The organism is Martelella sp. UBA3392 (genome assembly GCF_002358775.1).
Classification (GTDB): domain Bacteria; phylum Pseudomonadota; class Alphaproteobacteria; order Rhizobiales; family Rhizobiaceae; genus Martelella; species Martelella mediterranea.
Genome location: NZ_DEPM01000265.1, coordinates 1 through 14,930 on the forward strand (window position 1 = coordinate 1; position 14,930 = coordinate 14,930).

Here is a 14,930-nt window from a genome sequence, read left to right on the forward strand (position 1 = left end):
GATCATGTTCTGGCTGGCGATCGCTGGCGTCGGCGGCGTTGGCGATGCCCCCGCCCCTATTGTCCTGCTGTTCGTCGCCGGATCGTTCCTGATGTCTTTCACCGGCCACGGCGCCTATGCATTGTTGCTCTCCAGCGCCATGGTCCGCGCCGGCCTCACGCGCTTCCGTCGCGTGGTGGAGGCGGCGCTGGGCGGCTTCTTCGTGTTCGCCGGAGTGAAGCTGCTGACGGCAAAGGTGTAAACCAGGGAGCTTCGCGGAACGCCGTGGTGTTTCGGCGGAGATGGCAAAAGGGTTGATGACTAGGGCCGCAGCTCCGGTGAATAACCGCATTGCGGGCCATCGTCCTGCAAGCACCGTTCGCCGCAGCGCTCCGCCGCCCCTACCCCTTGAACTTGCCGTTTCTCGGAAAGCCCTTGGGCGCGATGCGGCCGGCCATGGCGCGGTCGCCGCGCCATTCGAGCAGTTCGTCGGCGGTGCGCATATGGGTGCGGCCGGCGCTGTCGGTCCAGCTAAGGCCGTCGGCGATCGCGAAACATTTGGCGTCCGAAAGGCCGCCATCCTTGTAGCGCTGCAGGCGCACGCCCTTGCCGCGGGCCATCTCGGCGACCTGCGACATCGGGAACACGATCAGCTTGCGGTTTTCGCCGATCACCGCGATGTGGTCGCCGGTAGCCGGCGTCAAAAGCTTGACCTCATCCTTGGCCGAGACATTCATCACCTGCTTGCCCTTGCGGGTGTTGGCGACCATCTGGTCTTCCTCGATGATGAAGCCATTGCCGGCGGTGGACGCGATCAACTGCTTGCGGCCGGCCTCATGCACGAAGGCGGTGACGACGTCCTGATCGGCATCGATATCGACCATGATGCGCAGCGGCTCGCCATGGCCGCGCCCGCCCGGCAGCTTGTCCGCGCCGAGCGTGAAGGCGCGTCCGCCGGTGGTGACGATCAAAAGCTTGTCGGTCGTCTGCGCCGGGAAGGCGAGCTTCAGGCCGTCGCCTTCCTTGAAGGCAACGCCGGAGGTATCGACATGGCCCTTCAGCGCCCGGATCCAGCCCTTTTCGGAAATCACGATCGTGACCGGTTCCTTCTCGATCATCGCCTGCTGGATCGCCTCGACATCGGTATCGGGCGCAATGTCGAAGGTCGAGCGGCGTTTGCCGAGTTCGGTCGCCTTGGCGAAGGTTTTCTTGACCTCGCCGATTTCCCAGGCAACGGTCTGCCACTGCTGGGTTTCGGAGGCAAGCAGCGCCTCGATCTCCGCCTTCTCCGCCGTCAGCGCATCGAATTCCTTGCGGATTTCGATTTCCTCGAGCTTGCGCAAAGCCCGCAGCCGCATGTTGAGGATCGCTTCGGCCTGCACATCGGTGATCTCGAACCGGGCGATCATCACCGCCTTGGGCTCATCCTCCTCGCGGATGATCTTGATCACCTCGTCGAGGTTGAGATAGGCGACCAGCAGGCCGCCGAGGATTTCAAGCCGGCGGTCGATGGCGGCGAGCCGATGGCGGGAGCGGCGCTGCAGCACCTCGCGGCGGTGGCCGAGCCATTCCTTCAGCACATCGACAAGGCCCATCACCTTGGGCACCTTGCCCTGCGAGAGCACGTTCATGTTCATCGAGAAACGCTGTTCGAGATCGGTGAGCTTGAACAGCGATTCCATCAGCAGCGCCGGGTCGACGGCGCGCGATTTCGGCACCAGCACGACGCGGATATCTTCCGCCGATTCGTCCTGGATATCCTCTAGGAGCGGCAGGCGGCGGGCGATCAGGAGTTCGGCGATCTTCTCGATCAGCCGCGACTTCTGCACGCCATAGGGAATTTCGGTGACGACGATCTGGTAATTGCCGCGGCCGAGGTCTTCCTTTTCCCAGCGCGAACGCAGCCGGAAGCCGCCGCGGCCGGTCTTGTAGGTCTCGACCATCGAGGCGAAATCCTCGACGATGATCCCGCCGGTCGGAAAATCCGGGCCCTGGATCATGTTCGCCTTCGGCCCGTCGGCGTCCGGCAGCGTCATGATGTCCTCGACGGTGGCGTCGGGATGCTTGATCAGGTAGATCGCCGCCTCACACAACTCGTGGGCATTGTGCGGCGGGATGGAGGTCGCCATGCCGACGGCGATGCCGGTGGAGCCGTTGGCGAGCAGATTCGGGAAGGCGCCGGGCATCACCACCGGCTCCTCGTCCTCCTCGTTATAGGTCGGGCGGAAATCGACGGCGTCCTCGCCGATGCCATCCAGCATCAGCGCGGCGACATCGGTCATGCGCGCCTCGGTGTAGCGCATGGCGGCCGCGCTATCGCCGTCGATATTGCCGAAATTGCCCTGGCCGTCGACCATCGGGTAACGCTGGGCGAAATCCTGCGACAGACGCACCAGCGCATCATAGATCGAGGCGTCGCCATGGGGATGGAACTTACCCATGACATCGCCGACAATGCGGGCGCATTTCTTGTAGGCGGCGTTCGGGCGCACGCCGATCTCGCTCATGCCGTGAATGATGCGGCGGTGCACGGGCTTCAGCCCGTCGCGCACATCCGGCAGCGCCCGGTGCATGATCGTCGAAAGCGCATAGGCGAGGTAGCGTTCCTCAAGGGCCTTGCGCAGGTCCACGGCGTCCGTGTGTCCGTCGCCGTTTTCGGGTGGCGTGATTTCTTTTCCCATGGGTTTCTGTTAGAGGATACAACCCTTGCCCGCAAGGCGGGGCCGCCCGCAATCCCCTGAAAACAAGGGAAAACGCGCCGCATTCACCGGGCATTCATAGCAAAATTGCAATTCGGCCTTATATGGCCAATAAACCGTAGCGCAACATCTCATTTTCAGGGAGCACTTCATGCCCACATCACGTCTCACGCAGCTTCTTCTCGCAGGCAGTTTTCTGGCCGCATCGGGCGCTCCCGCGTTTGCCCTCGACACCGACGATCTGATGGCCAAGCTGAAGGCCGTCACCGAAAAACAGTCGCACATGACCTTCACCTATGACAGCGTCGAGGAAGGCTCGGATGGCAGCGTGACGGTCTCCGGCATGGAATTTTCGCCCTCGCCTGTAGCGGGCGAGGAGATGGACGAGTTCAAGCAGAAGGCGCCGATCACGCTCGACCTTCAGGACGTTCAGGAAAATGCCGACGGCAGCTACATGATCGGCAAGTCAATGGCGTCCGACATGACCTTCACGATGGAGGACGCTGAGATCGCCATCGCCTCGTATACCGAGACCAATATCCATGTTCCCGCCAGCGCCGACCTCGCGGTTCTTTCCGGCTGGGGCTATGGCGAAAGCACGGAGGTCAAGAACATCAGCGTCACCGTCGAAGGCGACAAGCTGCTGACGATCGACGATGCTTCCGCCAAGCAGAGTTTCAACGAGGCGCGCACCAAGGCCGATTATCTCGCGAACGTCACCGGGATTGCGCTCGACCTTTCGCAGGTCGACGACCTGAAGCCCGACGCCCGCGCGACGCTGGAGGAACTCGATCTCCTGCAGACCACGTCGACATTCACGATCAGCGGCAACTGGGATCTGGAAACGGGCGATCTCAACGTCGCCACCTACAGCCTCGCCACGGAAAATGTCGGCACGCTCGACTTCGGCATGGGACTGACCGGCGTCACGCTCGAAACGCTGGAAACGCTTCAGAAGATTTCGGAGATCGCCCAGAGCGATGAGATGGAGGATGCCCCTTCGGACGGTGCCTCGTCGGAACAGGAAAATCCCTATCAGGCTGAATTGATGCAGCTCGGCCAGACCATCGGCGTCAGCGGCCTGTCGATCCGGTTTACCGATGACAGCATCACCAACCGTCTGATCGAGACGATCGCAAAGGAAAAGAATATTTCCACCGATGCATTGATCGCCGAGTGGAAGGGGCAGATGACGGCGGGTCTCGCCGGGCTGGAAATGCCGGACCTTGCCGCCTCCGTCTCATCCGCGGTCGACAGCTATCTGGCCAACCCGCAGAACTTCTCGGTTAGCATCAAGCCGCAGATGCAGATGCCGGTGCTGGCCGTGGTGATGGCGGGTGCCGCCGCGCCCAAGGCCATCCCCCAGCTTCTCAATCTCGAGATCAAGGCCAATCAGTAAGACAAGCCCTTCGCAGTTGCCCCCGGCAGAACGCCTGCCGGGGCTTTTGCCTCAGGGCCGTCTCAACGCCTGTCTCACCCCTTGCGCGACAGCGCCCTGCGGAAGGCAAGCGGGGTCTGGCCGGTGCGCGCCTTGAACAATTCGTAGAACCTGCTGCTCGATCCGAACCCGCAATCATAGGCGATCGTGAGGATCGGGTCCTCGGTGTCGACCAGCCTCTGCATGGCGCGCGCCACCCGGTAGCGGGTGAGATATTCGTTGACGGAAAGGCCCAGCACATCGCGGAAGGCCTTGTTGGCGGTGCTCGGATGAATGCCGGCGCGGGCGGCAAGATCCGGCATAGATACGGGTTCGCCATAATGGCCGTTCACCAGATCGGTCAGCGCCTCAACATGACGCACGGCGGCGGCGACCGCTGCCGTCCCGGCCTCCCCGCCTGAAAGGCGGCCGGTTTCGACGCAATCGAGAATGAAGCGGCGCACCCTCAGCGCGATTTCCTCGCGCAGCAGGCTCCGGCGCTGCGGCCCGCCCTTGTTCCACTCCTCCACCCAACGCGCGGCAACCACGCCATCATGGCCGGTCGCGGCCGAGTCGGTCAAAAATCCGCCCTGCATGGTGAAGCGCCGGGCCTCGCGATCGATCGGCAGCGCCAGGAAATCGGCGAGCGGCAGGTAGATGACGATCAGGGCGGCGTTGTCGGTGACCGCAATGGTCTGGTGCGGGATCGCGGCCCAGAACAGCACCAGCCTGCCCGCCTCCACCTCCTCGCGCCGACCGTTGAAGAGATAGGTCATCTCGCCTTCAAGCAGCAGATTGAGCTCGACGTGATCGTGCCAGTGGGCCGCCGGCATGGCGGTCGCGATATGACGCTCGATCAGGAAATCGCCGCGCGCCAGCGTCAGGTCGTCCACCTCAATATTGCCCGCGGCCATCGCTCGCCACTCCAATCCCGGACTAATCGACATGAACACCGGAGGAAAATCTTGTTTTGGAGATATAGCTTCGCCGAAAAGAAAGGAACCCGTCATGACCAAAATCTGCCTTGTCGGCGCCGGCAGCACCGTATTCGCCCAGAACATTCTCGGTGATGTGTTGTCCTCCGATCTCCCCGGCGAAATCGCCATCAGCCTGTTCGACATCGATCCCGAACGGCTGAAAACCTCCGAAATCGTCACCCGCCGCATCTGCGCGGCGCTCGGCCTTGCCGATATCCGCGTCGAGGCGACGCTGGACCGGCGCCAGGCGCTGAAGGGGTCCGATTTCGTGATCCTGATGATGCAGGTCGGCGGCTATGAGCCGGCCACTGTCACCGATTTCGACGTGCCGAAACAGTTCGGCCTGCGCCAGACGATCGCCGATACACTCGGCATTGGCGGCATTTTCCGTGGGCTGCGCACCATCCCGGTGCTGGAGGCGATCTGCCGCGACATGGAGGATGTCTGCCCGAACGCGCTTCTGATGCAATATGTGAACCCGATGGCGATCAATTGCTGGGCGATCAAGGAGATCGCGCCGGAAATCCGCACCATCGGCCTCTGCCACAGCGTGCAGCACACCGCCGGCCAGCTCGCCTCCTATCTCGGCGAGGATGTGGCGAACATCAACTACCTCTCCGCCGGCATCAACCACATCGCATTCTTCCTGAAATATGAGAAGCTGCATGCCGATGGTTCGCGAGAGGATCTCTATCCGCGCCTGCGGCAGCTTCTCGCCGACGGCAAGGTGCCGGACGACGACCGGGTGCGCTTCGACGCGCTGAAGCGGCTCGGCCATTTCGTGACCGAATCGAGCGAGCATTTCTCGGAATACACCTCGTGGTACATCAAGGATGGCCGCGACGACCTGATCGACCGTTTCAACATTCCGCTGGACGAATATATCCGCCGCTGCAAGGAGCAGATCGCCGAGTGGCATGCGCTGCGCAAGAAGCTCGAGGGCGACAGGCCGATCGAGGTGTGCCGCAGCAATGAATATGCCGCCGGCATCATTCATGCCGCCGTCACCGGCAAGCCGGCGCTGATCTACGGCAACGTACCCAATAACGGCCTGATCTCCAACCTGCCGGACGAGTGCATCGTCGAGGTGCCCTGCCATGTCGACCATAACGGCATTCAGCCGATCCGGATCGGCCGGGTGCCGACCCAGCTCGCCGCGGTGATGAAACTCAGCATTTCGGTGCAGGAGTTGACGGTCGAGGCCGCGCTGACCAAAAGCCGCGACCGCATCTACCAGGCCGCCCTGCTCGACCCGCACACATCGGCCGAGCTCTCCCCGGATGAAATCTGGAAGCTGGTGGATGGGCTGATCGAGCGGCACGGGGACCTTCTCCCGGCTTATCACTAGAGTTTGCGCCCTTTTCCTCCTCTCCCCAAGCCGGCGACAGCAATGTCGCCGGCGTTTTCGATCATAATAAATCATAAAACTGATTGACAATGATCGTTTCGATCATCATTGTGATCGAAAATAACAGGGGAATGCGGATGTCACAGCCACAGGGCGTCAAGGTCGATCGTCTCGAAGCGATACGCAGCCATCTTTATGTGAACGGGTTTTCCGCGATCCAGGACCTCGCCGACGCGATCGGCGCCTCGCTCGCCACCGTCCGCCGCGATCTGCAGATTCTCGAACAGGAGGGTTCGATCGTCAGGGTCCATGGCGGCGCGCGCATTGCCGAGGGCTCCTCGGTGGAAATGGCGTTCCAGGCCCGCGAGAAGCGCAATCTGGCCGCCAAGCGGGCGATTGCCACGGCGGCCTATGAAACGCTGCAACCGCGTTCCGCGATCTTTCTCGATGCCGGCACCACGGTTCTGCAGCTTGCCCGGCTGATCCGCATCAGCCCGATCCCGCTGCGCATCTTCACCAACGGCCTGATCGTCGCGCAGGAATTCCTGAACATTCCGAATCTCGAGGTCACGCTGCTCGGCGGCCAGTTGCGCAGCGAAAACGCCTCGCTGGTCGGCCCGCAGGCGGAAGCCATGCTGGACCTGATCTGGTTCGACCAGCTTTTCCTGGGCGCGAGCGCCATCGGTTCCGACGGCGCGATCTACAGCATCGACAATGGCGAGGCCCACCTCAACCGGCGCATGCTGACGCGCTCGGCGCATTGTTTCGTGCTGGCCGATGCCACCAAGTTCGACACGATGGCGACCTACAAGGTTGCGCCCCTCACCGAAGCCCACGTCATCACCGATTCCACCATCCCGCAGAAATGGCGCGCGTATTTCGACGACAACGGGATCGAGAACACGATCGTCGAGGCGGGAGCGAACGGATGACCGACGGCCTGATCCTCGGCATCGACGGCGGCGGCAGCAAGGTGCTGGCGGCGCTTGCCGACCGGTCGGGCCAAGTGGTTAAGACGGCGCGCGGCGGCGGCGTCAATCCGATGGACAATCCCGGCTGGCGCGAGGTCCTCGATACGGTGCTGCGCCCCTTCGCCGAAATCACGGAGATAGGGGCCGTGGCCGCTGCCCTGCCCGCCTATGGCGAGGTGACCCGCCTCTCCGCCCTTCAGGAACAGGCAATCGCCGAGACCTTCCCGGCGGCGAAACGGCATGTGCTGAACGATGTCGAGGCCGCCCATTTCGGCGCGCTGTCCGGCCGGCCCGGCATCCTGATCCTCTCCGGCACCGGCTCCATGGCCTGGGCGCGCGATGAGGCCGGCCGTTCCGCCCGCGTCGGCGGCTGGGGCGACATGATCGGCGACGAGGGCAGCGCCTATGCGATCGGTCGCGGCGCGCTCAGCCTGATCAGCCAGGCGATCGACGGCCGCGCGCAACCGACCGCGCTGACCGACGCAGTTTTTGACGCCCTTTCTCTCGACAGAACCGACCCCATGAACGCGCTCGGCGACTGGGTGACCGGCCTTGAAAGGCCGCGCGCCGGGATCGCGGCGCTGGCCGAAGTGGTCGACCGCGTGGCCCGCGCCGGCGATGCCGGCGCGAACGCTCTGATAGAACAGGCAGCCGACGAGCTTGCGCGACACTTCACGGCCATCGCCCCACACTGCGCGAGCGACGCCGACTGGACCTATGCCGGCGGCACATTCGCAAGCCCGGTGCTGCTTGCCGCGCTCACGAGCCGGATCGGCCGCGCGCCGGTTCCGCCCCGACTTCCCCCGATTGGCGGCGCGCTGCTGGCGGCCGCCCAATGTCTCGGCTGGCCGCTCGAAGAGGGCTTTGTCGGGCAAATCGCCTCCGCCCGAAACGGGACGGATTGAACTCTCCAAAAACCAGACAGGACGGGAACATGAACAGACTGCTTTTATCACTCGCCACCTCGACAGCCATGCTGCTCGCCATCCCGGCGCTCGCCGATGACGCCAAACCGCTGGCCGGCGAATCCATCACGGTGCTTCTGCCCTCCCCGCAGGGCGCCAATATCGCCGCCGACTTCGAGGAAGACACCGGCATCCATGTCGACCTCCAGACACTCTCGTGGGACGATATCCGCCTCAAGCTCGTCACCGGCCTCGTCGCCGGCACCGCGCCCGCCGATGTGACCGAATTCGACTGGTCCTGGACCGGCCAGTTCGCCGCCGCCGGCTGGTACATGCCGCTTAATGACGTGATCGACCCCGCCACGGTGGAAGACATTGGCGTTACCAAGATCTTCACCGTCGACGGCGATATCCTCGGCATCCCCTATACCAACGACTTCCGCGTCATGCTGATCAACAAGGCGCAATTTGAGGAAGCCGGCATCACCGAGCCGCCGAAGACGCTGGACGAGCTTGTCGCCGACGCCAAGAAGATCAAGGACGCCGGCATCGTCGAATATCCGATCGGCCTGCCGCTTTCGGCGACCGAAGGCGCGTCCACGAGCTGGTATCTGTTGACCAAGGCCTTTGGCGGCGAATTGTTCGACGCCGATTTCAAGCCGCTGTTCACATCGCCGGATTCGGCCGGCTACAAGGCGCTGGAATTCGAACTGATGCTGCTGGACGAAGGCCTCGTCGATCCGGCCGCAGTCAGCCTGACCGACAGCCAGATCAATGACAGCATGTTCTCCCAGGGCCAGACCAGCGTGATGATCTCCGGGGAACCTGGCCGCCTCGGCCAGATGAACGATCCGGATCAGTCCAAGGTCGCAGGTGACGTAGAGGCCATTCTGGTGCCGACGGCAAGCGGCGAGACCCGCAGCTTCGGCCTGCCGGAAGCGCTCGGCATTCCGGAAAGCTCGCAGAACAAGGAGGCCGCGGTTGAGTTCATCAAGTGGTTCACCTCCAAGGACTTCCAGGAGGAGAATTACAAGAACGGCTTCCTGCCGACCCGCACCTCGGTGCTTTCGGCCGTCAACGAGACCGGCGTGATGCATTCCGGCGATGTGCTCGTCGAACAGTCGACCACGGTCGAGCCGCTGTTCCAGCAGGGCACGCCGCAATGGTATCCGGAGTTTTCGAGCGCCGTGAATACCTCGATCAACAGCGCCGCCAAGGGCCAGATCACGGTTGAAGAGGCGATGCATAACATTGCCGACGCCGCCGAACAGGCCATGGCCCAATGACATCTGCCGCCTCCACAATGCGAGGCAGGCGCGGTATCGGCTTCAATGCCGATACCATGCTCGGCCTGCTTCTGGCCGCGCCGATCCTGATCACCATGGCGTCGCTGGTGTTCTACCCGATGCTGGTGACGAGTTGGGACAGCCTGCACCGCGTCAATCCGATGCAGCCGGGCACGCCCTTCGTCGGCCTTGCCAACTACACCCGCATGCTCTCTGACAAACAGCTCGGCATGAGCTGGATGAACACATTTTCCTATGTGATCCTCGCCGTTCTCGCCGAGACCGTTTTCGGCGTGCTGGCCGCCGCCCTGATCAACCAGGTCAAGGTCGGACGCCAGTGGATCCTCGCCGCCGTGATCCTGCCCTGGGCGCTGCCCGGCGTGGTCAACGCGGTGATCTGGCTGTGGATCTACCAGCCCGGCGCCGGCCTTCTGAACGGCATCCTCACCGCCCTCGGACTGCCCTTCGAAAACCACATCTGGTTCAACGATCGCACCAGCGCGATCATGGCGGTCACGGTGGTCCATGTCTGGCGGATGATGCCGCTCACCATCGTCATCGTTCTCGCCGCCATGCAGAGCATTCCCGACCATCTCTATCAGGCCGCACGCATAGACGGCGCGACCAATTTTCAGATGCTGACGCTGGTGACGCTTCCATTGGTGCGCAGCGCGATCGCGGTTTCCATGACCAACGCCACGGTGCAGGCCTTCAACCTTTTCGATGAGGCCTGGGTGCTTGCCGGGGCGAGCCTCGAAACCCGGCCCGTGCTGGTGCAGATCTATCTCGAGACCTTCCAGAACCTGCGCTTCTCCTACGGCATGGCGCTGTCGCTGACGATCACCTTCGTCTCGCTTCTGGTGTCGCTGGTCTATGTGCTCCGCGTCTATCGCAACACTCGGTATGATTGATGAAACAGTCTCTTGCCTATCGCATGATGATCTGGGCCGGCCTTGCCGTGCTGCTGATCTGGTCGCTGGGGCCGGTCTACTGGACCTTTGCCAGCGCGCTGACGCCGACCGAGGATTTCTCGGCCCGCCCGATCCATTTCTTCCCGCAGAACATCACCTTCGATCACTTCGCCCGCATTTTCGGCATCGGCATCGAGCGGATCGGCGGGGTCGAGGTCTGGGCCCAGTTCCGCGCGGCGCTGTTCAACTCCATCGTCACCTCGGCACTGGCGACGGTGCTGTGCGTGGCGATCTCCGCGCTCGGGGCCTATGCCTTCACCCGGCTCGATTTTCCGGGCCGCAAAACCCTGTTCATCCTGGTGGTGGCGACGCTTGCGATCCCCGCCTATGCGGTGCTGATCCCGCTCTACCGGATCCTCATTAGCCTGCACATGATCGACACCTATACGGGCATCGCGCTGATTTATGTGTCGGCCTATCTGCCGCTGTCGCTCTGGCTGCTTCGAAGCGTGTTCGAATCGCTGCCGATCGCGCTGGAGGAAGCGGCCCAGCTCGATGGCGCCGGACGGCTCTTCATCTTCTTCAACATCGTGCTGCCGCTGGCGGGGCCGGGGCTGACGGCGACCGCCATTCTCACCTTCCTCGGCGCCTGGGGCCAGTACCTCATTCCGTTGATCTTCTCGCCGGCGCAAACCAAGCCGCTGACGGTGCTGATCCCCGAATTCGTCACCAAAAACTTCGTCGACTACGGCCTGATCACGGCAAGCGGTTCCGTTGCCATCATCATCCCCGCCCTCGTCGTCATTTTCCTGAACCGGTACCTCGTCAGCGGTCTGCTGGCAGGCTCGGTCAAATAAACCGGAGACAACATGAACACGACTGAAAAAGTGATTTTCGAGCAATTCCCCTATTGGGAAAAGGCGATCACTTGGAAACCCGGTTCGCATGACGCGGCGCTGACCGTCATCGTCGGCTGCGGCACATCCTATAACCTCGCGCTGTCGCTTGCGGCCTATTTCAATCTCGCGGGCCGCGCCGCGATCGCGGTGCCGGGCGCCGAATGGCTGAGCCGGCCGGAGGCCTTCTTCCCGGACTGGAAGAATACCCATGTCATTGCGCTCTCGCGCAGCGGCGAAAGCACCGAAACGGTCGCCGCCGCCAAGGCGAGCCGCGCCGCCGGCGCCCATGTGACGGCGATTACCGTCGAGCCGGAAAGCCCGCTTGCTAAAAACTGCGATACGCTGGTGGTCTCACCCTCCCATCCCGACGAGGGCATCGTGATGTCGGTGTCCGCAAGCCTGATGCTGCTGCTCGGCCAGCGCATGATCGGCCAGGACATGACCACCGCGATCATCGATACCGCCCGCAGGCTGATGGACGATCTCGACGCCGCCCTGCCGCAACTCATCGAGAACCGCTCGCATTTCGTCTTTCTCGGCGGCGGCCCCCTCTACGGCATCGCGCTTGAGGGCGCGCTGAAGCTGATGGAGATGAGCCAGACCGTGACCCAGGCCTTCCATCCGCTGGAATACCGCCACGGCCCGATCAGCCTCGTCAGCGAGGAGACCGCCGTCGTCATGCTCTACTCCGACCAGAAGGCAGAGGAAGCCAAGGTGGTGAGGGAGCTTCAGGACAAGGGCGCGGTGGTGATCGGCCTCGGCGGTCCGGGCGATCTCGCGCTCGATCTCGACACCGGGCTTTCGCTTTCGGGGCTGGCCATGTTGCCGGCGCTGCAGATCCTCGGCGAGCGGGTGGCGCAGATGAAAGGTCTCGACACCGTTACGCCGCGCCATCTGACCAAGGTGGTGAAGCTCGCATGACGGCACCGCTTGAACAAAACCGCCACGACGCGCTCGCCCGCCTTTTCGGCGGGCGCGGCGGCGCGCTCCCGCGCGGCATCACCTCGGTCTGCTCCGCCCATGCGCTGGTGATCGAGGCTGCGCTCAGGCGCGCTGCGGCGGATGGCGCGGTCGCGCTGATCGAGGCCACCTGCAACCAGGTCAATCAGGACGGCGGCTATACCGGCATGACGCCGCGGGATTTCCGCGCCTTCGTCGAAAAGATCGCCGGCGCGATCGGCTTTCCAACCGAGCGGATCATCTTCGGCGGGGACCACCTCGGCCCCAATCCGTGGAAAAGCCTTGCCGCGGACGAGGCGATGGCGCGGGCCGAAACCATGATCGCGACCTATGCCGCGGCGGGTTTCGAGAAGCTCCACCTCGACACCTCGATGGGCTGCGCCGGGGAACCGACAGCCCTTGCCGATGACCTGACGGCCGAACGCGCCGCAAGGCTCGCGAAGGTCGCGGAACAGGCCGCCAAAGCCGCAGGCCACCGCCCGCCGGTCTACATCATCGGCACCGAGGTGCCGCCGCCGGGCGGCGCAACCCACGCCCTTGACGACATCGAGCCGACCAATGCCGACGCCGTGAAGAACACCTATGCGGTCCACCGCGATGCGTTCACCGATGCCGGCATCGCCGCAGCGCTGGATCGCGTTGTCGGCATCGTGGTTCAGCCGGGTGTCGAATTCGGCAATGCCAATGTTGCGATCTACAAGCCCGAGCGGGCCCGCGCGCTGGTCGGCGCGCTCAGTGACCTGCCCGGCATGGTCTACGAGGCTCATTCCACCGACTACCAGCCGGTGGAGGCGCTAACGCAACTCGTCGATGACGGCTTCGCGATCCTCAAGGTCGGCCCCGGCCTGACCTTTGCCCTGCGCGAGGCGCTTTACGGGCTCGACGCGATTGCCGCCACGCTTGATGGCAAGGATGGCCACGGGCCGCTGTTTTCGGCCATGGAGAGCCTGATGCTCGAAAAACCCGGCCACTGGCGCTCCCATTATACCGGCTCGGACGCGGAGCAGCGGCTGCAGCGCCATTTCAGCTACAGCGACCGGATCCGCTATTACTGGCCGGAAAAGGAAGCCGCCACCGCGATCGATGCGCTGTTTGCACGCCTTGAGGGCGATATTCCCGAAACGCTGATCAGCCAGCATATGGCGCGGGTCTATCCGGACGTGGTGACCGGCAGGGTCGCGCCGCACGCGCGCGATCTGTGCCTTGCCGCGATCGACGCCGCGCTCTTGCCCTACGCCCGGGCCACCGGCTCAAGGACGAGGCAGGCCGCATGAACATGACAGGCGCTACGCGCCGCAATCTGGCAAGTGAGAAACCGATATGGCTTCAGTAGACGTAAGAAAGGTCCGCAAGAGCTACGGACATGTGGAAGTCCTGCATGGCGTGGATATTGATATCCAGGAAGGCGAATTCGTGATCCTGGTCGGCCCGTCCGGCTGCGGAAAATCGACGCTCCTGCGCATGATCGCGGGACTTGAGGAGATCAGCGGCGGCGAGGTCGCGATCGGCGGCAAGGTGGTCAACGACGTCGCGCCGAAGCTGCGCGACATCGCCATGGTGTTCCAGTCCTACGCGCTTTATCCGCACATGACGGTGGAGGCCAATATGGGCTTCTCGCTGCGGCTGGCCAAGGCCCCGAAGGACGAGATCAAGCGCCGGGTCGGCGAGGCCGCCCAGATTCTCGGGCTGGAAAAGCTGCTCGACCGCTATCCCCGCAACCTCTCCGGCGGCCAGCGCCAGCGCGTCGCCATGGGTCGCGCGATCGTGCGCCAGCCGCAGGTGTTCCTGTTCGACGAGCCGCTGTCCAATCTCGACGCCAAGCTGCGCGTGCAGATGCGCTCGGAAATCAAGCAGCTCCACCAGCGGCTCAAGACCACCATCGTCTACGTCACCCACGACCAGATCGAGGCCATGACCATGGCCGACCGGATCGTGGTGATGCGTGATGGCCATGTGGAACAGTTCGGCACCCCGCTCGAACTCTATGCGACGCCGAGAAACGTGTTCGTCGCGGGCTTCATCGGCTCGCCGGGCATGAACCTGATCGAAGGCCGCATCAACCAGGACGGGCAACCTGAATTCGTCGCCAATGGCGGCGGGCGGCTGCCGCTTCCGCCCGGTTGCGCGGTCGAGCCCGGCCGGAAAGTGATCTACGGCATCCGCCCCGAACATATCGCGCTCGATGACAGCGGCGTGGATGTCGAGGTTGTGGTGGTCGAGCCGACCGGGGCCGAAACCCAGATCATCTGCCGCATCGGCGAGGACGACATCATGGTCGCCCAGCGCGAATGGCTGACGGTCGATGCCCACGACCGCCTCACCATCAAGCCGGATATCGACAAGATCCACCTGTTCGACGCGGAGACCGGCGAGCGTATCTGACGGCTTCAGGTTGGAACATTGCGGGCAAGGCTATCGCACACGGCCTTGCCGCTTCCTCCCATTACTCTCTCCCGCTGGCGGGAGAGATGCCCCGAAAGGGGCAGTGAGGGTGGCGCAGCATCTCATCTCGTGAGGGCGTTCGCGGGGATAGACTCCCCCCTCACTGTCGCTTTCGCGACATCTCTCCCCTCCGGGG

12 protein-coding genes and 1 pseudogene are annotated in these 14,930 nt (G+C 63.5%); 11 read left to right on the forward strand and 2 right to left on the reverse strand.

Going from position 1 to position 14,930, the window contains the following annotated elements; translation table 11 throughout:
* Positions 1 to 241, forward strand: a pseudogene (locus B4E36_RS20565) (LysE family translocator); the annotation flags it as partial.
* Between the two features lie 139 nt (positions 242 to 380).
* On the opposite strand, the gene parC reads toward B4E36_RS20565, so the two are convergent.
* On the reverse strand, positions 381 to 2,660 hold the full coding sequence (gene parC, locus B4E36_RS20570) for a DNA topoisomerase IV subunit A (protein ID WP_345900763.1): 2,280 nt from the start codon (positions 2,658 to 2,660) through the stop codon (positions 381 to 383).
* Between the two features lie 169 nt (positions 2,661 to 2,829).
* Between parC and B4E36_RS20575 the strand changes: the two genes are divergently transcribed.
* Positions 2,830 to 4,077, forward strand: coding sequence for a hypothetical protein (locus B4E36_RS20575; RefSeq protein WP_292054707.1), 1,248 nt, complete (start codon positions 2,830 to 2,832; stop codon positions 4,075 to 4,077).
* A 74-nt stretch (positions 4,078 to 4,151) separates the two neighbouring features.
* On the opposite strand, the gene B4E36_RS20580 is transcribed toward B4E36_RS20575, so the two are convergent.
* Positions 4,152 to 5,009, reverse strand: coding sequence for a helix-turn-helix domain-containing protein (locus B4E36_RS20580; protein WP_292054711.1), 858 nt, complete (start codon positions 5,007 to 5,009; stop codon positions 4,152 to 4,154).
* 94 nt (positions 5,010 to 5,103) lie between these two features.
* On the opposite strand from B4E36_RS20580, the gene B4E36_RS20585 reads away from it, so the two are divergent.
* From B4E36_RS20585 to B4E36_RS20625, 9 genes are all read left to right on the forward strand, one after another.
* Complete coding sequence (locus B4E36_RS20585; RefSeq protein WP_345900764.1) at positions 5,104 to 6,420, forward strand: alpha-glucosidase/alpha-galactosidase; 1,317 nt, start codon at positions 5,104 to 5,106, stop codon at positions 6,418 to 6,420.
* 137 nt (positions 6,421 to 6,557) lie between these two features.
* Positions 6,558 to 7,352 (forward strand): DeoR/GlpR family DNA-binding transcription regulator, encoded by a 795-nt coding sequence (locus tag B4E36_RS20590; RefSeq protein ID WP_292054716.1) that lies wholly within the window; start codon positions 6,558 to 6,560, stop codon positions 7,350 to 7,352.
* Positions 7,349 to 8,296, forward strand: a complete 948-nt coding sequence (locus tag B4E36_RS20595) for an N-acetylglucosamine kinase (protein WP_292054718.1) — start codon at positions 7,349 to 7,351, stop codon at positions 8,294 to 8,296. The genes B4E36_RS20590 and B4E36_RS20595 overlap by 4 nt, the downstream gene beginning before the upstream one ends.
* A 29-nt stretch (positions 8,297 to 8,325) precedes the next feature.
* Positions 8,326 to 9,582 carry an ABC transporter substrate-binding protein gene (locus B4E36_RS20600; protein WP_292054721.1) on the forward strand — a complete coding sequence of 419 codons (1,257 nt, stop codon included), beginning with the start codon at positions 8,326 to 8,328 and terminating at the stop codon, positions 9,580 to 9,582.
* Positions 9,579 to 10,493, forward strand: a complete 915-nt coding sequence (locus tag B4E36_RS20605) for a carbohydrate ABC transporter permease (protein WP_292054725.1) — start codon at positions 9,579 to 9,581, stop codon at positions 10,491 to 10,493. Before B4E36_RS20600 ends, B4E36_RS20605 begins: the two co-directional genes overlap by 4 nt.
* A gap of 23 nt (positions 10,494 to 10,516) precedes the next feature.
* A complete protein-coding gene (locus tag B4E36_RS20610; protein WP_292054760.1) occupies positions 10,517 to 11,350 on the forward strand; it encodes a carbohydrate ABC transporter permease in 834 nt (277 codons plus the stop codon).
* Positions 11,351 to 11,362: 12 nt separating this feature from the next.
* Entirely contained in the window at positions 11,363 to 12,313 is a 951-nt protein-coding gene (locus tag B4E36_RS20615; RefSeq protein WP_345900765.1) for an SIS domain-containing protein, read from the forward strand.
* Positions 12,310 to 13,626 (forward strand): D-tagatose-bisphosphate aldolase, class II, non-catalytic subunit, encoded by a 1,317-nt coding sequence (locus B4E36_RS20620; protein ID WP_292054730.1) that lies wholly within the window; start codon positions 12,310 to 12,312, stop codon positions 13,624 to 13,626. The genes B4E36_RS20615 and B4E36_RS20620 overlap by 4 nt, the downstream gene beginning before the upstream one ends.
* A gap of 46 nt (positions 13,627 to 13,672) precedes the next feature.
* A complete protein-coding gene (locus B4E36_RS20625) occupies positions 13,673 to 14,734 on the forward strand; it encodes an ABC transporter ATP-binding protein (protein ID WP_292054733.1) in 1,062 nt (353 codons plus the stop codon).
* Positions 14,735 to 14,930 lie beyond the last annotated feature (196 nt).

Coding starts and splice junctions, on each gene's coding strand:
- parC (WP_345900763.1), bottom strand. CDS start 2,660: ATGGGAAAAGAAATCACGCCACCCGAAAACGGCGACGGACACACGGAC.
- B4E36_RS20575 (WP_292054707.1), top strand. CDS start 2,830: ATGCCCACATCACGTCTCACGCAGCTTCTTCTCGCAGGCAGTTTTCTG.
- B4E36_RS20580 (WP_292054711.1), bottom strand. CDS start 5,009: ATGGCCGCGGGCAATATTGAGGTGGACGACCTGACGCTGGCGCGCGGC.
- B4E36_RS20585 (WP_345900764.1), top strand. CDS start 5,104: ATGACCAAAATCTGCCTTGTCGGCGCCGGCAGCACCGTATTCGCCCAG.
- B4E36_RS20590 (WP_292054716.1), top strand. CDS start 6,558: ATGTCACAGCCACAGGGCGTCAAGGTCGATCGTCTCGAAGCGATACGC.
- B4E36_RS20595 (WP_292054718.1), top strand. CDS start 7,349: ATGACCGACGGCCTGATCCTCGGCATCGACGGCGGCGGCAGCAAGGTG.
- B4E36_RS20600 (WP_292054721.1), top strand. CDS start 8,326: ATGAACAGACTGCTTTTATCACTCGCCACCTCGACAGCCATGCTGCTC.
- B4E36_RS20605 (WP_292054725.1), top strand. CDS start 9,579: ATGACATCTGCCGCCTCCACAATGCGAGGCAGGCGCGGTATCGGCTTC.
- B4E36_RS20610 (WP_292054760.1), top strand. CDS start 10,517: ATGATGATCTGGGCCGGCCTTGCCGTGCTGCTGATCTGGTCGCTGGGG.
- B4E36_RS20615 (WP_345900765.1), top strand. CDS start 11,363: ATGAACACGACTGAAAAAGTGATTTTCGAGCAATTCCCCTATTGGGAA.
- B4E36_RS20620 (WP_292054730.1), top strand. CDS start 12,310: ATGACGGCACCGCTTGAACAAAACCGCCACGACGCGCTCGCCCGCCTT.
- B4E36_RS20625 (WP_292054733.1), top strand. CDS start 13,673: ATGGCTTCAGTAGACGTAAGAAAGGTCCGCAAGAGCTACGGACATGTG.